Source organism: Mesorhizobium sp. LNHC252B00, from assembly GCF_000502955.1.
GTDB lineage: Bacteria > Pseudomonadota > Alphaproteobacteria > Rhizobiales > Rhizobiaceae > Mesorhizobium.
The window spans coordinates 1-20577 of record NZ_AYWO01000028.1 but is presented as its reverse complement, the minus strand read 5'-3'; the positions used below and the strand labels follow the sequence as shown (position 1 = coordinate 20577).

Below are 20577 nucleotides of genomic sequence, written 5' to 3'. Positions count from 1 at the left end.
GAATTCGAGTAAGAATTTACACGGGGCACGTGTAGTCCCGGAAGGACTCGCCAGGGATGGGAACTACCGAGAATTCTCGGCAAGTTGGTGGGGCGGCGGCGCATGGGGAGGATTTCCACGTGCGCGCCGGCTATCGCAGTTCACGAATTGCAAGGTATCTGTGGAAGACGACGGCGCTTACGACATTGGCGATCGGCCTTTCCGGCATGGCCGCCCATGGCGACCCGAACGGGCTGTGGCAGCCGCAGATCCGCGCCATCATCGGCGCCGACAACAATGGCGGCAACGCCGCGCTCGAAGGCTTCATCCCGCTCAAGCAGACGGCCGAATCAGTGCTGTTCCTGGATGTCCGGGCCAAGCATGATTTCAAGGACAGTTTCGGCCAGGATGTCGGCCTCGGCATTCGCCGCATCGTCAACCCTGACCTGATGATCGGCGGCTACGCCTATCTCAACGTCGAGAACTATAACTCCCACCAGTTCACATCAGCCACGCTGGGCGCCGAGGCCATCACGCCGCATTTCGACGCGCATGTGAACGTCTATCTGCCAATCAAGGGCGACCACACCGATCACTCGTCGAGTTCGACGCTGTCAATGGTCGGCAACCAGCTGTTGGAGCAGATTTCGGTCTTCGACCATCGCGACTACGCGGCATGGGGTATCGAAGGCGAGATCGGCGCGCAGGTGCCGGTCAACCTACCCGACAAGCATTCGCTGCGGCTGGACATCGGCGGCTATCGTTTCGAGGATCCGCACGACAACGACCACAGCGTCACCGGCGCCAAGGCGGGGTTCGAATACACGATCGGCGATGTCTTCGGCAGCGGCACCGAACTGGTGCTCGCCGGCGAGGTCCGCAACGACAATCGCGACGACACCCAGTTCGCCGGCAGTGTGCGGCTGAACATCCCGTTCAATCCAGGCCACGGTTCGGACAATGCCGACGACGGGGCCGACAGCGGGGCCGACAGCGGGCCGGAGCCGGTCTATCCGGTCAGTGAGGGGCTGCGCAAACGCGTCAACGAGCGGGTGCGCGGCGATATCGGCGTCAGGATCCAGTCGCAGGAACTGAACGGCGGATCGACGACGCGCGTCGCCATCAACGCCGCCTCCAATGCGGCCTTCGGAAAATTCTACTTTGCCGATGGCGGCTTGGCGGGCGCAGGCACCCAAGCCGATCCGACAACATTGGACGATGCCGTCACCAAGGCCGGCGGCGGCGGGTTTGTGGTAGCGCTCGGCGGCAACGGCAATTTGACAACCGACGGTGTGACGCTCGCCGATGGCCAGACCGTCATCGGCGGCGGCGAAAGCGTCACCGCCAAGCTTTTTGGCGGCGGCACCAGCACCTTCAACCTGGGCGGCAGCGACGGCACGATCCAGGGCACCAACGTCGCCAACCCGGTCATAACGCTGGGCAATGGCAACACGCTCAACGGCATCACCATCACCGGCGGCGGCGATGGCATCCTGGGCGACAACATCACCGGCGCGACGGTGACCAATGTCACGGTCACTGGCGCGGGCGGCAACGGCGCCGACTTCACGGGCAGCTCGACCGGCATCACCGGTTCCAATTTCACCGCGACCGGCAACGGCCTCGACGGCCTGCACATCGAAGGCGACGGCACCTACAATTTTACCGGCACGACATTGCTGCAGGGCAATCTCGACGACGGCCTCGATATCACCGGCAAGGGCACCTACACCTTCGCCATCATCAACGCGCAGGACAATGCCGACCGCGGCATAACCGCTCAGGGCAGCGGCGGCACGTTCACCACCACTGGCGGTGCCATCTCGGGCAATGGCGGGATCGGCGTCTTCATCGACCCGATCACCGCGCATGTGGTGCTGGATTCGATCGACCAGAACGGCGGCACGTCGGGTGTCGTGCTCGAGAATGTTTCGGGCAGCTTCACCGTCAATGGCAAGACGACGATCTCGAACACGGCCGGACCGGCGATCGCCATCTCGGATTCGCCGGCGGCGATCCGCTTCGGCGACGTCGCCATCTCGGCACCCGGCGGCGACGGCATGTCGTTTGCCGGTGCCAATGCGGCGGTGGTCGCCGGCAACATCGTCATTTCCGGCCTGGGAGTCGGCCAAGCCGGCCTCGACTTCTCCGGATCCAAGACCAATTTCACCGCGCAGTCGCTCAACATCACCGGCCCCGGCGCGGTCGGGTCGATCGGCATCGACCTTGCGTCGCCGAGTGCGGGCGGGGCGACGATCATCATCACCAATGGCGGCTCGATCGCCGGTGTCGACACCGGCGTGCGCTTCGGCATATCGGGGTCGCTGGCCAATTCGGCCAATGCCGAGTTCACCTTCGGCGGCGGCTCCATCGCCGGTATCACCGCTTCGCTCGACGCGCGCGGCCTGAACCAGACGCTCGGCCACTATGCGTTCGGCTCGACCACGTTCAGCGGCGCACAGCTGTTCGATCAGCAGAACGTCATCTTCGTAGGCGCCTCGGCGACCGGCACGGGCACCGGCTCCTCGCTGTTGGACCTGGCCTCGATCGCGACCGCCGACGCCAACACCGACGCCAACGCGATCTTCGTGCTGGTCAATCGCGGCACGGCCATCGACGACACGAACGGCTTCTCGCTCGGCGCCGGTCAGACGCTTGCCTCGTTCGGCAACGGGCGGACCTTCTCGCTCGGCGGCATCCCGGTCAATGTGACCGGCGACAATGTCACCCATACCGGCGCCATCTCGGATGCCGGCGGCGCGGCGACGCTGACCAATTCCGGTGCCGGCGATGTCGTGACGCTGGCCGACAACAGCTCGCTGCTGGACTTCAACGTCTCCGGCGGCAGCGCCAATGGCATCTACGGCAGCGGCGTCAGCAATGTCACAATTTCAGGCGTGTCCGTTTCGGGGGCTGGTCTAAACGGCGTGGTGTTCGACGGCACCAACGGCGTCACTGCTGCCAATTTGAGCTCAAGCGGCAACACCGATGCGGGCCTGTCGATCCAGGGCGACGGCACATATGCATTCAACGGCACGACGATGCTGTCGGACAACGGCGACAACGGTCTGTTCATCGTCGGCGACGGGACATACGCATTCCAGACGCTGAACGCGTCCGGCAATTCCGGCTTCGACGTCAACGTCCTCTCCACCACCGGCACATTCAGCACCACCGACGGCACGATCTCCGGCAATGGCGCGGCCGGCGTCGTCTTGCTCGGCGGCAATATCGACGTGACGCTGACCAGCTTGACGCAGGACGGCGGCGGGTTCGGTGCGATGTTTGCAGGCGTGTCGGGAAATTTCGCCGTTTCCGGCGCAACGACTGTCAGCAACACCATCCTCGGCGGCATCGGGATCTTCGACAGCACCGCCGATTTCACGTTCGGAGCCGTCGACATCTCGGACATCACCGCCCCGGGCGGCGTCGGCATCTTCGTCCAGAATTCCGGTGGCGCGGTCGCTTTCGGCGGGCCGGTGACCCTGACCCATATCGACAGCGAGGGCATCCTCGCCACCGGCAACGCCGGCGCGATCACCTTCAGCGGCCCGGTCAGCATGACCGATCCCGGAGACGGTATCTGGCTGGAAGACAACACCGGCGCCGTTTCGTTCGGCGGCGCGGTCACCATCGACCAGCCGCTCGGAAACGGCATCGACGTCGTCGGCAGCAACGGCACTATCAGCTTCGGCGACATCGATATCACCGGCCTGTGCAACTGCTCCACCGCGCTCGACATGTCGGGCAGCACCTCGACCTTCACCGCCGCCACGCTTGACGTTTCCGGCACCTCCGGCGGCACCTCGCTTGGCATCGACCTGTCCGGCACCAATGGCGGCTCGGTGACCATCGGCAGCGGCGTCATCTCCGGCGTCGACACCGGCGTCCAGCTGGGCACCAACGGCTTGGCCGGAACCACCGCCAACACGGCGTTTTCGTTCGGCGCCGGGCCTGGCACCAGCTCCATATCAGGCACGACGGCGTCGCTCGACATGCGCGGCCTGTCGCCGGGCAGCGGCACCTATGCCTTCAACACCACGGCGTTGAACGGCCCGCAGCTGTTCGACATCGCCAATGTCATCTACGTCGGCGCCGCCAACACGGGCCTCGGCGATGGCTCCAGCGTCAACGACCTGATCAACGCCACCACGGCCGACGCGCTGGCGGCCCCGGCCAACACCATCTTCGTTCTGGTCAACAACGGGGCCGGAAACATCGACACCGATGCCGACGGCTTTACGCTGGCCGACGGCCAATCGATCGTGTCCTTTGCCAATGGCGCTTCCGTCAGCCTTGGCTCGCCGCCCGCCAATGTCACCGGTAAGAATGTCATCAGCGGCACGCAGGTGCAGGACGACCCCTTCGGCAATGGCGGTGCGACGCTCAACAATGCGGCCGGCAAGACCATCGACCTGGCCAACGGCAACGTCGTCGAGAACCTCACCGTCAGCAGCTCCGGCTTTGCCATCTACGGATTGGGCGCTAACGGCGCAACGATCAACGGCGTGACGGTCAGCAGTGCCGGGATAGGTCTTTTCCTCAATAGCGTGACGGGCACGGTCTCCGTCGACGATCTTGACATCCAGAACGCAAGCCAAACCGGCATCGCGCTAGCCAATTCGAGCGCGACGGTCAATTTCACCGGCAGCACGACGATCGCCAATGCCGCCAATGTCGGGCTGTTCGCCAATGATTTTGACGGCACGGCCACCTTCGACGACCTCGACATCAGTGGCGGCGGCGGGGGCGTCGCTATCTGGACCGGCTCGAGCGGCACGCTGACTTTCGGGGCCGCGAGTTCCATCACCAACACGGGCGATGTAGCCTTCAACATCAACGTCGCGACGCCCAACGTCACCTATAACGGTACGATCAACCAGGCGACGGCGGCCAACGCAGTCAAGATCTCTGGCCTGACCGGCGGCAGCGCCACTTTCGCCGGCAAGATCACCGCGAGCACCGGTGCGGCCAACGCGATCGACTTGAGCGGCAATGGCAGCGCAATCAATTTTACCGGCGGGCTCGACCTCACTACCGCCGGCGGCGATGGCATAAACATCAGCAACAATGCCGGCCCGGTGACGTTCTCGGGCGTGACCACCGTGACGCTGGGCGCGTCCGCCAACACGGCCGGCATCAAATTCAGCGGCACCAATGCCAACGTCCTGTTCGGCCCCACGACCATCAACAATGTCGGCACCAACCAGACCGGCATCGACTTCAGCGGATCGTCCACGACCGCCGGTTTCGGCCTGACCACGATCACCGGCACCGGCGACTTGACCTCACGCGGTATCGACCTGTCGTCGACGACGGGCAATAAGACTATCACCTTCCTGCAAGGTTCCAAGATCGACAATGTCGGCATCGGCGTCGACCTGTCGTCGGGCCTCAGCACCGCGACCACTGCCAACGCCACCTTCACCTTCGGCGACGGCGATTCGACCGACGGGCTGGAATCCTTCATCATCGCGGCATCCGGCGGCTACACCGTCAACACTGTCGGGCTCGATCCGACGAAGGGCAGCTATGATTTCGACGACGTGTCCTTCACCGGCAGCGCCAATCTGGCCACGGCGCCCGGTTCGGTCACCCTGGTTTCGCAATCGGGCGGCTTCATCGCGGCCGGCACGACGGGCAATCTCAGCACGGGCGTCAACTCCATCTCGCTCGCCGCAGCCGATGCGCTGACCGGCGCGCAGAACTTCGTCTTCGTCGGCACGATCGATCTCGGCGCCACCGCCTTCACGCTCGACTCAGGACAGACCATTGCCGGCTTCGGCAATAGCAGCGTCGTTTCGACCGGCACGATCCAGCCGGCCAATGTCCAGGGTAATCTCGGCGCCACCGGGGGCAATATCACCGGCGACGAGGCCGTGGTCAGCGGCACGGCCAATCTCATGGAGCTGCTCGGCGACAATGCCGTGCGTAACACCGCCTTCGACTTCAGCGGCGCCACCGGCGCTGCCTTCCTCATCGACCAGGGCGCGGTCGGCTTCAGCAATGCCAGCGGCATCACCATCGAAGGCGTGACGATCAGCAATGTCTCGGTGGGCCAGAGGGCCGTCCAGGTTGCCGGCCTTGATGGCAATCTGTCGGTCATCAACAACAACATCAACGTCGCCGGTACCCTGCTCGACGTGAATGGCGGCACCGGCACCATCTCGGTCTCGCGCGGCTTCCTGCCCAACGCCGGACCGGCAGGCACGCTGACCGGCGGCGGCATCAATATCGCCAACCGCACCGGCGGTTCGGTGACTTTCACCGACCAGGTCACCATCAATGGCGGCGGCGTGGCGATTTCGAGCGGTAGCGGGGCGGCGGCGGTCAATTTCGACGGCGGCCTCGCCATCGCGGCATCGACCGCCACCGGCCTCAGCCTTGCCGGGCTGAACAGCCTGACCGTTGCCGATGCCGGCACGACGACGATCGACGGGACCGGCCAGACGGCATTGTCGCTGCAGGGCACACTCGGCGCTGGCGGTGTCCATTTCGACAGTGTCACTTCGACCAACGCGGGCACACAGGGCGTGCTGGTCAGCGGCGCCAGCGGCGGCGCGGTCGATCTCGACGCGGTCAACGTGACAACTTCCAACGGCGCCGGCATCGAAATCCTCAACTCGGCCGGCACCTACATGTTCGGCAACACGACGATCGACAATTCCCAGTCGTTCGGCCGCGGCGTCAACATCGAGAACGCAACCGGCGTCACGTCAGCCACCTTCGACGGCACACTGGCGATCACCACCGGCACCGGCACCGGTTTGCGTGCCGTCGGTGGCGCCACGCCCGCCAATACGAGCCTGAGCTTCACGGGTGGCGGCATAAAGACCATCACCGCGCAGGCCGGCGAGGCCGTCGACATCACTTCGGCAAACGTCAACGGCACCTTGACCTCGACCAGCGCCTCCTTCGGCGCCGGCCACGGCATCAATCTGCAGAATCTGACCGGCACGCTGAACCTTGGTGCCGGCACGCTGAACAACTTGGGCGCCGGCGCCGCCTTCAATGTCGGTTCGGGCACCGATCTCAGCGGCGGCAACGCTGATATCTCCTACGCCGGCACCATCGTCAGCGCCGGATTGGGTGCAGCCGTCTCGATCCAGGAACTGACCGGCGGCTCGGTAACGCTCTCGGGCAATCTGACCGATACGAACGCTGCCGGCGGCGGCAATATCGTCGTGGCCAACATCAACAACGGCACCGCGGCAAATGTCGCCTTCTCCGGCCTCAGCAAGCAGATCAACTCCGACACGACCGACGCCGTTGACCTGGCTGGCAATTCGAACGGCACTGTCGACTTCACCGGCGGCCTGGCTATCGGCACCACCAGCGGCTACGGCTTCAGCGCCAGCGGTGGCGGCACCGTCAGTGTGAGCGGCACGGGCAACGTGCTGGGGACGACCAGCGGCACCGCATTGAATCTCAACGGCGTGACAGTCGGGTCCGCGGGGCTGAGCTTCTCCTCGGTGTCCACCACCGCCGCGGCAATCGGCATTTTGCTGACCAACGTCTCATCGTCCGGCGGCGGCGCCGTCGCTCTCGGCACGGCCAACCTGAACGGCATCACCCTGGCCGGCGTGGATGTCACCGGCACGCTCGGCGCGGCGCTAAGCTTCGACAGCCTGAACATCGGATTGAGCGGCCCGTTGGCCGTTGGTTTTGACCTCAACAGCTCGATCATCAACGCACCGATCACAGCCGATGATTTCGACGTCGGCGCGGCGGCAGCCGGCAACACAATCGGCATCGACCTGCGCGGCGCCACGGGTGGCCAGATCGTGCGCCTCGGCGACGCCGTTGTCGGCGGCGCCAGCTCGAGCATCTCCGGCGTCAACACCGGCGTGTACCTGAACAGCGCCACCAACCTTGCCTTCACCTATGGCGACGGCGAATCGGCGATCGACCAGAGTTCGACCATCGGCGCCACTGTCGGCATCGACGCCTCCAGCGCGCCGACGCTGGGCACCTATAACTTCCAGGATGTCAACTTTGCCGCCAGCCCCGGCCTCGGCTTCGGCGTCGGCAAGATCTATTTCGTCGGCGCCAGCGCGACCGGCGACGGAACCGGCCGCGATCAGAACAATCTTGCGACGCTTTCCACGGCGGAAGCGGCGGCGGTAACGAGCGATGTCCTGGTGCTGGTCAACGACGGCGGGACCATCACCGCGGCCGGCAGCAATGCGAACGACACGCTGGTGCTGGCCACCGGCGAGCAGGTGCGCGGCTTTGGCAATGGCAACATCAATCTGGCGATGACGGTGCCATCCACCATCCAGCTTGCCAACAACAACATCTCGATCGTCGACGCCACGGCCGATGGCGCCGCCACGCTGACGACGAGTGCCGGCAGCAATGCCATCACGCTCGGCGCCAGCGGCAACTTCATCGACGGCTTCACCCTCGACGGCAGCCCCGCAGGCGCGGCGCGGGGCATCAAGGACAATGGCGGCGGCGCTTCCGGCAACATCATCAGCCACATGACGATCCGGAACTTCGCCACCGCCGGCGTCGAGATCACGCCGTCGACCAGCACGGCGATCGACCATGTGACATTCGCCGGCAACGCCACCGACGTCATCGTCAACGCGCTCAACACCACCATCACCAATGTCAGCAGCACCGGCGCTACCGGGATCGCCTTCGATATCCGCAACACGACCGGCACCACGACGCTGGCCAACCTCAACGTCACCACGGCGTCGACCGGCACCGGCATCGTCTTCGGCGGGGGGACCGGCCCGCAAGGCACGATCACCGGCGCCAATGTCGATGTCACGGGCGGCGCCGGCGGCGGCATCAAGGTTACCGGCGGCAACGCTGCCATCGCGTTCGATGCGGCGAGCTTCGTTGCCAGCACGTCGGGTGGCACGGCGGTCACCATCGCGAACCGCAGTGGCGGCAGCTTCGCCTTTGCCGGCGCGGTCGTGGCGAATGGCGCGGCGAGCGGCATCAGCGTTTCCGGCGCGACGGCCGCCAACACGGTCAGCTTCACCGGCGGCCTTGATTTCGGCAGCAGCTTGGTGCTGACCGGCACCGCCGTTTCGATCGACAACAATGCCACCGCCTCTACGGTCAGCTTCTCCAACCTCGCCATCGCCACCAACGGCACGACCGGCTTCAGCGCCAGCAATGGTGGCACAGTCAACGTCACCACCGGAACCGTGAGTTCCACTGCTGCAGAGGCCGTCGCGGTGAACGGTGTTGCTGCCGGGGTCACGTTCACTTCGACCAATTCGAGCGGCGGCGTCAATAATGTCAACCTGACCAACGTGACCGGCACCGTCGCCCTCGGCTCGGGCACGCTGACAGGCGCGACGGGCACATCGTTCGATGTCAGCGGCGGCAGCGCCACCGTCACCTATGCCGGCACCATCACCCAGGCCACCGCCGGCCAGCGCATGATCGCCATCGCCAACACGACCGGCGGCGCGGTCAATTTCACCACAGCGGTGGCGAACGGCCTCAACAACTCGGCCACTACCGGCACCGGCATCCTGATCGACGGTGCGGCGGGTAACGTCACCGTCAACAATGCGAGCCTGACCGGAGCGCGCGGCATCACCATCCTCGGTGACGCTTTGAACAACGCGACCGGCACCTTCACCTTCAACAATGTCGCCATCCAGACCGCGGTCGGGGCGACGAACCACGCCTTCGTTATCGATGGCGATCAAGGCCTGCCGCCCAACAACGACGTCAGCGCCGTCGTCAACCTGAACAATGTCGACATCACCAACCCTGGCGGCAATGTCGTCAACATCCAAGGCATGAATAGCGGTTCGGTCACTTTCGACGCTGCCAGCACGATCACCCGGACCGACAATGGCCTGGGCATCCTCGCCACCAGCAATGGGGCTGACACGATCACTTTCGGCGGTGCGACAAAGACGCTGACCACAGGCGGCAACAATGCTGTCAGTCTGACCAACAATGGCGGAACGGCGATCAACTTCACCAATGGCGGGCTGGCGATCAACACCACCAACGGCACCGGCTTCAACGCCGTTAGTGGCGGTACGGTCTCCGTGACGGGCGCCGGCAATTCCATCACCACGACGAGCGGCGTCGCCATAAACCTCGACACCGTCGTCGTCGCCGGCGGCGGCGTGAATTTCGCCACGACCAACAAGACGCTGGCCCTCGGCACCAATGCCGTCATCCTGGATACCGTCACCGGCGGGGCGATCGACCTGGGTACCGGCGCGCTACTCGGCGGCGGCGCGACAGGCATCAACGGCGCCGTAATCCGTATCGGCGATGGTCTCGGCACCGCCAACAGCGGCGGCACGGCGGGCTTCACCTATGCTGGCACCATCACCAGCGGTTCGGGCGAGGGGGTCGACATCCAGGACCGCGCGGCGGGCGCGCAGGACATCACCCTGTCTGGCAGCATCGCGCACAACGTGGCCGCCCAGACCGGTATCCTGCTGGACGACAACGCCGCCGGCACCATCACCTTCTCGGGTACGTCGAAGTCGATCAGTTCGACGACGGTCGCAGGCGTCAGTCTGACCGACAACACCGGCGCGACGATCGACTTTGCCGGCGGTGGGTTGGCCATCACCACAACCAGCGGCGCTGGCTTCAACGCCACGGGTGGCGGCACGGTGGCGGTGCAGGGCACCGGCAACACGATCACGTCCACAACGGGCACGGCGCTCAACGTCGCCAACACGACGATCGGCGCGAGCGGGCTGACCTTCCGGAGCATTTCGGCCAACGGTGCCGTCAACGGCGTCGTGCTCAACAACACGGGCTCGGGTGGATTGACGGTGACCGGCGATGGCGCCACGTCAGGCGGCCTGCTCGTGCTAAACGGCACCGGCGGCACAATCCTGAACACCACCGGTGACGGCGTGGTGCTGACCAATGCATTCAACGTCAATCTGCACCAGATGAACATCGCCAATGCCGGCCTAGATGGTGTGCAGAGCATTGGTGGCGGCAACATCAAACTGTCCGCCGTTAACATCACCAGCCCGGGCGCATCCAATCCGGCATCCGATGGATCGAGCGGCAATCCGGCAGGCTTTGGCGGCGGCAATGGCTGGTTCGCCCAGAACATCACCGGCACCAACGCCTTCGATAACAACTCAAAGGTTTCCGGCTGGCAGTCGTCGCAATCGAACGGCGTGCTGCTCTACAACACCAACACGAATTTCACCTCGTTCACTGTCGACCATGCACTGTTCACCACTTCGGCTACGGGCGCGGACGGCTTCCTTGCCAACCTGTTCGGGACGACTTCAGGCACGGTGAACGTGACCAGCAGCGAATTCACGCTGATCGATCAGGACGCTGTGCAGATCAGCAACCAGGGGTCCGGCATCGTCAACGCTATCGTGCAGAAGAACAATTTCCACGATGCTGACAACACCGGCGGCGACGGCAATAACACCCTCTATCTCAGCAATTCCGCCAACGGCATTCTCAATTTCACAATTGGCGGGCCGACCGTTGCGGACGGCAACACCTTCCACAACCTGGCAAGATTGACGACCTTGGCCGGCGTCGTTCAGGTTGACGCCGCCGGTGGCGATGCCTCAACCCCGGATGGTGGGCAGATCAACGGCTCTATCCGCAACAACACCATCAACAACGACGCCGGCTTCGTTAATGGCCGCCGCGCCATCGACGTCCAAGTCGAGGCGGACTCGCACGATCTCGGAAAGATCGCCGTTGCGATATCCGATAACACCATCAACAACGTCTCCAAGCAAGCCGTCCACGTTTCCATTGTCTCGGTTGGCGGCGGCAGCGTGACCGATGCCAATTGGACAATCCAGAACAATCATCTCGGCGACACCTCGCCGGTGGGCACGGAGGGCAATACCGACAGCAGCTCGGCCATCGAGTTCGAAACGAATTTCGACTCATTTACGAGTGGCGCCGACATGGTCAATAATTTGCTGATTCAGGGCAATATTGCCGTAAACAACGACAGTGCCGCTACAGGCGGTACTCTGGACATAACCAACATTGGTGGGACGGCGGCGTCCGGAACGACTGCCGTTCTGAATGCCACGATTCTCAACAACGTATTTGTTAACAACAGCGCGACCGGTCACGTTCTCGATGTGGTGAACAGCAGCGCCGGGGACGGCGAGACGCTTAACTTCAACATATCGGGCAACAACACCACACTGGGCGGAGCGGCGCTCGGCGAAATCCGGCTTAGGCAGTTGAACGGAACGTTCAACATTCAAGGCGGCATCGCCGCGGTAAGTACCAACAACAACGGTGATACGGTCACAACAGGCGGCTCGTTCGGAACTATCGGTTCGGTCGCGCTGCCGACTCTGCCGACCGGCGGTTTCTGAGAGACGGCTCGCGTCACATCACAGTGTCGTCTGCCGAATAGTGGTTTCAGGCAAGGCAAGGGGGGCAGCATGGCTGAACCGTTTTTATCGGAAATCCGTATGATGTCTTTCGTGTTCGCACCCAAGGGGTGGGCGTTGTGCAATGGTCAGCTTTTGCCCATCAACCAGAACCAGGCGCTGTTCTCGCTGCTTGGCACCACCTTTGGTGGTGACGGTCGCGTGAATTTCGCCTTGCCGGACTTGCGGGCGCGCATGCCGATGCATGTCGGCAGCGGCCACACGCTGGGCGAACGGGGCGGTGAGCCGAGCCATACGCTCTCGGTAGCGGAACTGCCCCAGCACACGCACATGGTCAATGCCAACAGCAATCCCGGAGGGGTCGCCAATCCGAATGGAGCGATACTCGCCAAGGCGCCCGCCAATACCTATGGCATAGCCACCCAACTCATCGCCATGGCGCCGGCTGCCGTCTCCAACATCGGCGGGACTCAACCGCACACCAACATGCAACCTTACCTGACGCTGAGTTTCTGCATCGCCCTGCAGGGCATTTTCCCCTCGCCGAATTGACGGAGACGCACCATGGCACAGCCTTATGTTGGTGAAATCCGCATGTTTGCCGGTAATTTCGCGCCGGCCGGCTGGTACTTCTGCGAAGGACAGCTGCTGCCGATCTCGGAGAACGAGACTTTGTTCCAATTGATAGGCACCACTTATGGTGGCGACGGCCAGAGTACGTTCGCCTTGCCCGATTTGCGCGGGCGCCTGCCTGTCCATCAGGGCAATGGTCTCATTCTGGCCGAGACCGGTGGCGCCGAGGGGGTTGCGCTGACGGTCTCCCAGATTCCGGCGCATTCGCATCCGCTGCTGGGATCTGTGGCGACAGCAACGTCCCAGCTGCCGGGCAGTTCGGTATTGGCCAATACGCAGGCTCAGACCTACTACAATTTGGCTGACAACGCGTCGCCCATGGCGGCGAATGCCATTGCGGGGGCGGGCGGCAGCCAGCCCCATGATAATTTTCAACCCTATCTCTGCGTCAATTTCATCATTTCACTGTTCGGGATTTTCCCGTCCCAGACTTGAGAGGACGTCATGGCCGATCCATTCGTCGCCGAAATCCGTATCTTCCCGTTCAATTTCGCACCCAAGGGATGGGCCTGGTGCGATGGCCAACTTCTGCCGCTGTCACAGAACACCGCGCTGTTTTCCCTGCTTGGCACCACCTATGGCGGCAACGGCAAGTCCAATTTCGCCTTGCCCGACCTCCAGGGCCGCGCGCCAATGCACCCGGGACAAGGCCCTGGCCTATCCTTGCACGACCTCGGTGAGACCGGCGGCTCGGAAACCACGACATTGCTCGAAAGCGAGATGCCGTCCCATTCGCATACCATGCTGGGATCCGAGGATGATGGTAGCTTCAAGACCCCGCAAGGGAATTTCCTTGCGGCGGGCAACCAGATGTATCTCGGCTCAAACCCCGCCGTGAATGCCCAGCTTGCACCGGAAGCACTCGCGCCGGCCGGCGGCGATCAGCCGCACAACAATTTGATGCCCTATCTGACTTTCTATTTCTGCATCGCGCTGGAAGGCGTTTTCCCACCGAGAACCTGAATTCCGAACCAACAGGGCAGGACCAAGACCATGGCCAAGAAAGCAGAACCAAAGTCGAAAGCCCCCGCCGCGAAGATGCCGGCAGCGCCGAGAGCGGCTTCCAAAGCCAGGGCAGGCGGCGGCCGGCCCAGCGTCCCGCCCGCCTATCAGCACATGCCGGCCGGCGCGGCGTTCTTCGAGCTGTCGCGGCTGATGGTGGTGGGCATCGATTCCGCGGCCGGGCGCCTGATCCAGAAGGCTCAAGATGCGCCGAACGGCGCATGGCCGGCGGCCTGGTCGATCATCGCTCCAGGAGCCTGGGTGATCATGACCGCCGGCCTGACCAAGGACGGTCGGGTGGCGGTGATCGCGCAGCCGTCTGGTACCACCAAGCTGTCCTTCATCACCGAGGACGCAAACCAGATCGGCCCGATCGACAAATGGACCGCGCCGATGGACATCGGCGCGCCGCCCGGCGCCACTTCCTACCAGAAGCTTTCGATGGCCAACGATGCCGATGGTCGCATCGAGGTGTTCCTCACCGACAATCAGGGCCGTATCTGGTGGATCTACCAGAATCCGGACCAGATCGTGCAGGTGCAGAAAACCATCACGCCGCCCGGCTCGACGACGCCGATCGTCGTCACCGTCGACGTGCTCGCGCCGCCCGCCAAGATGTGGAGCGATTGGATCCAACTGACCGGGCAACTGGTAGCGATCACGGCGATCCGCCAGGCCGACGGCCGCATTGCGCTGTTCGGCATCAATTCGGGCCTCCATCTCTATCGCTGCCAGCAGGCGAAGCCGCAGGCACTGAAGGTCGCCGACTGGACGCAATGGGTGCAGATCGACACCGGGCAAACCGGTGGGTTCATCGAAATGGCGCCGGTGGTCGGCCCGCTCGGCGCCACCAATCTGTTCGCCTTGACCCAGAATGGCCAGGTCTTGCACACGCGCCAGAAGCCTGCCGGATCGGACAGCTGGACGCAGTGGGCAACGCCCGGCTACAGCAGGGTGTCCAAATACACACTTGCCGCGGGCATCCAGGGCGACGGCGACATCGTACTGGTCGCATCCGACCAGCAGCTTGTTCACTCATTCAACGCCCAATATGATGCCGTCACCCAGAATTGGTCGGGATGGCGCGACTTCAGCATGTCTTCGCTGCGGACACGGCTCTCGCTCGATTACAATGCCGATGGCCGGCTCGCTTTGTTCAGCCTGCTGCTCATGCCGGACGGTACGAACGGGCTGTGGACGATCTCGCAGATGGGCATCGACAGCTCCGAATGGGAGTATGGCTGGACGACGCTTGCCGACAACAATCTCAAGCAGATTGTCGTGGTTCGCGACCTGACGCCGCCGGTCTGACGGTTGATTTCCGGCAGCGTGACAGAAGCGAAGCAGGCACAGCCCCGTCCAGTCTGGCCCCGGTCTGATAAGGCCGGGCTCGGCTTCCGTGCGGCGACGGCGGCGGATCTGCCGTTCCTGTCGCGGCTCTACGCCTCCACGCGCATGGAAGAACTCGCGGTGACGTCGTGGACCGATAGGCAAAAGACTGCGTTCCTCGACTTGCAGTTCCAGGCGCAGCATGCGCATTACCAAAGACACTATCCCGAGGCCGACTGGCTGGTGGTGGAACGAGCCGGACAGGACATCGGGCGGCTCTATATCGAGCGCTGGCCGAGCCAGCACCGCATCATCGACATTGCGTTCCTGCCGGCGCATCGGCGCAAGGGCTACGGCGCGGCGCTGCTGCGGGATCTCGTCGACGAGGCATGGTTAGCCGGCAAATCAGCCTCGATCCACGTCGAGAAGAACAATCCGGCGAAGCGGCTCTATGTCGAGCTTGGCTTCGCGGTCGTCGAGGACAAGGGCGTCCATGATCTGATGGCCTGTGCGCCGCCGGGTGGTGAGGCAGCTGGTATGTGACCGGAGGAAGCATGCTGGGTTGCAGGATAGTTCTGCCGCGTACTGTCCCGCTGACGTCAACGTTCAGCGCCGCAGCGCAAGCGTCGCCTCAGAAAGCTAGCGACGCCTAATTGAACACCGCCTCGTAAAGCCGCCCCGCAGCATCGGCCGCCACCGGCACGATGAAGATCTCGTGGGTGCCGCTTGTGCCGCTGAAAAGATAGGTCGCCTGCGGCAGGGCGATTTCGCGCGGGCCCCTGAACAGCAGCGAGAAACCGCCGCCCGGGCGCGGGCTGGCGGCGATGGGGTTGACCGCGCTCAGCTCGAGCGGGATCTGCTGGCCCCCGGCTTCGATGGTGAAGATTTGTCCCTGTTCAAAATCCGCTACCGACGCCATGCAAGCCTCAATTTGTCCACTGCCGGCGGCACTGTCGCCGCTTCGCCGCAAGCTGTCCAGAGGTGGGCAGGCGGCCGGGCCGTGCCCGCAAGACAATTCGCCGCCGCAAACCCAAAAATACAGCACCGCCTGTCCTTTTATGCGCGCAAGAGACGCTGTAGTACTTTGTTCGCGCGCGGGATTCTTTTCGATCCAAGATCAGCGCAAACAAGACCGGATCCCGGCTTTGGGACCATTGGCGGCCGGATCGGCTTGCGGGAGACGGACGATGGCGGATGCAAAGACGGAAGTGGCGGGCGATGCGATGCCGCTGTTCTATTCCACGCCGGAGGCGCTCAACCCGGTGCGGCACGGCTCGCTTGGCCTGACCGCGCGCAGCGACTTTTCGTTCGCCCGCTCGGCGCACGCCATTCCGGTGGTGGCGTCGGAAATGCCGGCGGCGATGCGCTCCTACCCGATCGTCTTCATCGGTGCCGCCAAGGCGCCGGTGATCATCACCGGCGTGCGACAGAACGAAAACCTGTTCGTCGATGCCGACGGACGGTGGACCGGGCCGCACTATGTTCCCGCCTATGTCCGCCGCTATCCCTTCATTCTGGCCGACGACCCGAACGCGCCCGGCCGACTCACGCTGTGCGTCGACCGGGCAAGCGAGCGCGTCGTCGACCAGCTCATGGCGCCATTCCGCGACAACAAGATCGCGTCGTTCTTCAGCGGCGCCGAGGCGACCGAGGCGACGAAGCAGGCGCTCGCCTTCTGCGATCAGTTCCAGATCGATTTCAGAGCCACCCGCATCATGATCGACAGGATCGACGCGCATGGCCTGTTCGCGCCGCGCCAGAGCAAAGTGACGCTGGAGGGCGGCGAAGTGCTCAACCTCACCGATTTCCAGGTGATCGACGAGCCGGCCTTCAACAAGCTGAGCGACGAAGCCTTCCTCGACCTCAGAAGGTCAGGCGCGCTCGGCCTGCTCTACTGCCACCTCGCCTCGACCAACAGCTGGACGTCGCTGGTGCACCAGGCATCGCTGCGAACCACGAAATTGCCGCCCGTCAGGCCTTGAGGTGGAGTGTCACCAGCACGAAACATTCCCCACCTTCCTCGAAGCGGGCCGTTACACGCAGCCAGTTGCCGAAATGCGTCAAGCGCGCCATCGCCATGCCGTCGCGTCGGTTGGGCATGCGGAACTCGGTGCCCTCCGGCAACCACCGCATCCCGTCCGGCGAGATTTCGACTCGTGCCATCGGCACGGGACCGCTAGGCTCCTTCAAGGCCCGAACGAAGAAAATCGCCTCGCGCGCCCATCCCGCCTCATAAGGTTCACTGGCGGCCTCACCGCTCCATCGCTCGTTGCGCGCGACAATGGCGGTAATGCTCTCGGGCAGCATCAGAAATCCCCCGAAAGAGGAACGCGCGCTTGGCGACGTCGGTCTCGGCGAACACGCAGAAATTGAGCATGCACCAGAGGTTCTTCATGGCCGGAATGTGAATCGACTCGAAACCAGACAAATCGAAGCTGCGGTCGTTGCAGCGCAGGGCGAGCGCCCGCATCGACTCCAGGTCGAAGTCGAAACACAGATAGGTCCAGTTCACCTTCGTCGGGATCTCATTGTAGCAGAGGCTCTGCGCGCCGCCGGCAATGTCGATCCAGCCCTCCGGCGAGAGATGGTAGTGGCTGATCGTCTTGTTCTCGGTGCCGAGCGGGATAATGCGTTCCGTTTCACGCTTGTATTGCCATTTTTGCAGATGCTGGCCGTCGAGCGCATTGAGGAAGCGCAGATGCGGCATGACCCTGTCATCGCTGTTGTCCCGGTCTCCGCCTTAGAGATCGAACAGGAAGCCGACCGAACGCACTTCCGTTTCCGACAGCTTCAGTTCGGTGGCCTCCGGCTTGAAGGTCGTGGCAGCGCCAGGAGCGGAAGCTTAGCAGGGGTCACGCCAGCGCCCAATTAGCGTTACGAAGCAGACCTTCAGCCTGGAAGCTGGGCCCGGCTTGCCACGTGGCATATCCAGGAAGCGCGTCCCCCTCCTGAACTAGGCACCGTTTTCGGCTCTATGCTATGCTATACCTGCACGACGAGCCCCTTCCTTGATCGCAGCGAGGGCAAGAGGATTGGTGACAGGATAGGTTCGGATGAAGTTCTCGACGGTGAACCTTGGAAACTCGACGGCAATCCGCCTGGCGATCGACTGCGCCTGCGCCGGCTCTTCGAGCAGCGCGTGGCACAGGGCACGGAACATCAGAGTGACGGGAATATCCGGCGGACTTTGGCACAGCGACGACAGACTGTCGGCATAGCGACCGGCGACGAACCGCGCCCGGGCGAGCTGCGCGTAGTACCAACTCGGAGCCTGCGGATTGAGGCGAAGCGCCCGTTCGGCAAGAGCACAGCCTTCTTCCGGGTTTCCACACACGAGAGCTCGGCTTGAGGCAAGCATCGACAGCACATCGGCGTCATTGGGTGCCAGGGCCAGCGCCCGGTCGTATTCCTCTGCGGCCCCGCTGATATCGCCGTCAAGGGCGCGGAGAGCGCCCATGTAAAGGCGCGTCATCGGATCGGTAGGGTCGAGCGCCAAAGCCGTTTCCACGCATTCTCGCCAGCGCTCGACCGAAGCGGCTGAATCTGGCGTGAAGGCATTGAAGGCATCGACCGCATGTGCCAATCCCAACGTCATCCAGGCCCGCGCGAAGCCGGGGTCAAGTTCCACGGCGCGGGACAGCATGCGTATGGCTTCTGCCCTCGCCTCGGTCGTGAATCTGTCGTGCAGTTCCACCCCGAGTAGATAGCAGTGGTAAGCACCCAGGCTCGAGGGAGGCTTCCGCCGAGCCACCTCGCGCCCGAGATTGGCGAGCTTGCCGAAAGTACCTGCCAGGGCATTGATGACGTTCTGTGTGATGCTGTCCTGCATGAGAAAAAAATCATCGGTCGACTCATCGAACCGCGCCGACCAAAGGTTGGCTCCGGTCCGGGTGTCCACCAACTGCACCGCGACGCGGACACGCTGTCCGATCGCCTGGAGGGTGCCTTCCAGCAGATAATCGGCGTTCAGTTCCCGTCCAACCGAGCGTGTGTCGCTCGCCCGTCCCCGATAGGACTGCATGGTCTGGCGCGAAATGACCGCAAGGTCGGGATAGCGCGCCAGGTCGCCGATCATGTCGGCCGACAGGCCGTCTGCCAGCCGCGTCCAGCCGTCGTCGGCGCTCAGGTTTTCGAACGGCAAAACCGCAATTACCGGCGGCTTACTGTCGTCGCCGGAAGAAGGGCCGGGTTTGGCACCGACGATCTTGCCCGCAGTGGCGGGGTCGATCAAGACACGGTACACGCAAACCGGTTCGGCGATACTTTTCATTTTCTGCTCGCCGAGTGAGGCAAAGCCGATCGGCACCTTTCCCCTCACATGGTCGCAGGCGGTGGCGGAAATCGCGATTCCTCCAGGTTCCGCCAGCCCTTGCAGCCGATCGGCGATGTTCACGGCATCGCCGTGGATGTCGTCACCCTCAACGATAACATCGCCCAGATTGATGCCGATGCGGAAATCAAGCCGCCGTTCTGGCCGCGTGAGAACGTTCACCTCCGCCTTCTGTTGCTGGATTTCGACCGCGCAGCGTAGGGCGTCGACCACACTGTGGAACTCGACCAGCATCCCATCTCCCATGGTTTTCACCAGTCGACCATGGTGCGCAGTGATCCTTGGCTCGAATACTTCGTTCAGGTCGGTTCGGAAAAGTGCACGCGTACCCTCGTCGTCGATCTGGCTCAAGCGGCCATAGCCGACAACATCGGCAATCAGGACGGCTGCGAGATGACGTTCCATCCCCCATTCCTTCGCGGATTGTTACCCGCTTTCCAAGCTTACAGCAGGTCGCAGGTTGATGCCATTGCCGCCGCCCCTGAAAGACAGCTTTTCGGGTCTGTGTATCTTGCTGCATGAGAGCCCGAATGTCGGACAGGGTCATGATCTTCGATCACATGGCATGTCCGCTTCCGAGCCAGGATTCCACGCCGTGAATGACCGGTTAGGTGAGTTCACGTCGATTCATGTGAGCGCCTGAATGTCCGCTTCCCACATTCCAAGCGTCGAAGCCACAGGTCCGCTTTGGCTCCGCCAACGGACGGTCCACTTTCCTCTGACGGCCTGGCAGCAGCCCGGTCTGCCCATGGCGATCAACGATGCAGCCCTAGCCGCTGTCGTGCGTTCCCCACGGAGACTGGCACTATTGTCGGGACAGCCCTTATGCTCCGCGCTGTCTACCAGGGGAGATCTTCTGCACGACTGAAGAACCGGCTTTACTCTTAGCGACAAGAAACTTGCACCACATTCGCCAATCGGCCTGTGACATGTGGATTTAGTCGTCGGCGTCGAAGAACT

At 63.4% G+C, this 20577-nt stretch carries 10 protein-coding genes and 1 pseudogene; 7 read left to right on the top strand and 4 right to left on the bottom strand.

What is annotated here, in order from left to right; translation table 11 throughout:
- The first annotated feature begins 56 nt into the window (after positions 1-56).
- From X744_RS05655 to X744_RS145045, 6 genes are all read left to right on the top strand, one after another.
- Complete coding sequence (locus tag X744_RS05655; protein WP_156938612.1) at positions 57-12305, top strand: inverse autotransporter beta domain-containing protein; 12249 nt, start codon at positions 57-59, stop codon at positions 12303-12305.
- A 69-nt stretch (positions 12306-12374) separates the two neighbouring features.
- On the top strand, positions 12375-12875 hold the full coding sequence (locus tag X744_RS145025) for a tail fiber protein (protein WP_031260933.1): 501 nt from the start codon (positions 12375-12377) through the stop codon (positions 12873-12875).
- A 12-nt stretch (positions 12876-12887) separates the two neighbouring features.
- Complete coding sequence (locus tag X744_RS145030) at positions 12888-13391, top strand: tail fiber protein (protein WP_023761875.1); 504 nt, start codon at positions 12888-12890, stop codon at positions 13389-13391.
- A gap of 9 nt (positions 13392-13400) precedes the next feature.
- On the top strand, positions 13401-13919 hold the full coding sequence (locus X744_RS145035) for a tail fiber protein (RefSeq protein ID WP_023761874.1): 519 nt from the start codon (positions 13401-13403) through the stop codon (positions 13917-13919).
- A 30-nt stretch (positions 13920-13949) separates the two neighbouring features.
- Positions 13950-15269, top strand: a complete 1320-nt coding sequence (locus X744_RS145040) for a hypothetical protein (protein ID WP_023761873.1) — start codon at positions 13950-13952, stop codon at positions 15267-15269.
- Between the two features lie 18 nt (positions 15270-15287).
- A complete protein-coding gene (locus X744_RS145045) occupies positions 15288-15830 on the top strand; it encodes a GNAT family N-acetyltransferase (RefSeq protein ID WP_245266819.1) in 543 nt (180 codons plus the stop codon).
- A gap of 106 nt (positions 15831-15936) precedes the next feature.
- On the opposite strand, the gene X744_RS145050 is transcribed toward X744_RS145045, so the two are convergent.
- A complete protein-coding gene (locus X744_RS145050) occupies positions 15937-16206 on the bottom strand; it encodes a hypothetical protein (protein WP_023761871.1) in 270 nt (89 codons plus the stop codon).
- Positions 16207-16474: 268 nt separating this feature from the next.
- Here X744_RS145050 and X744_RS145055 point away from each other — a divergent pair, with 268 nt between their 5' ends.
- Entirely contained in the window at positions 16475-17269 is a 795-nt protein-coding gene (locus X744_RS145055; RefSeq protein WP_023761870.1) for a SapC family protein, read from the top strand.
- Here X744_RS145055 and X744_RS1000000176305 read toward each other — a convergent pair.
- The 3 genes and pseudogenes from X744_RS1000000176305 to X744_RS145060 form a co-directional block, all read right to left on the bottom strand.
- Positions 17259-17594, bottom strand: coding sequence for a hypothetical protein (locus X744_RS1000000176305; protein ID WP_031260931.1), 336 nt, complete (start codon positions 17592-17594; stop codon positions 17259-17261). The genes X744_RS145055 and X744_RS1000000176305 overlap by 11 nt on opposite strands.
- Positions 17539-17997, bottom strand: a pseudogene (locus X744_RS01000000170205) (DUF6772 family protein); the annotation flags it as partial. The gene X744_RS1000000176305 and the pseudogene X744_RS01000000170205, both read right to left, overlap by 56 nt.
- A 267-nt stretch (positions 17998-18264) precedes the next feature.
- Positions 18265-20022, bottom strand: coding sequence for an adenylate/guanylate cyclase domain-containing protein (locus tag X744_RS145060; protein ID WP_023761867.1), 1758 nt, complete (start codon positions 20020-20022; stop codon positions 18265-18267).
- Positions 20023-20577: the final 555 nt, after the last annotated feature.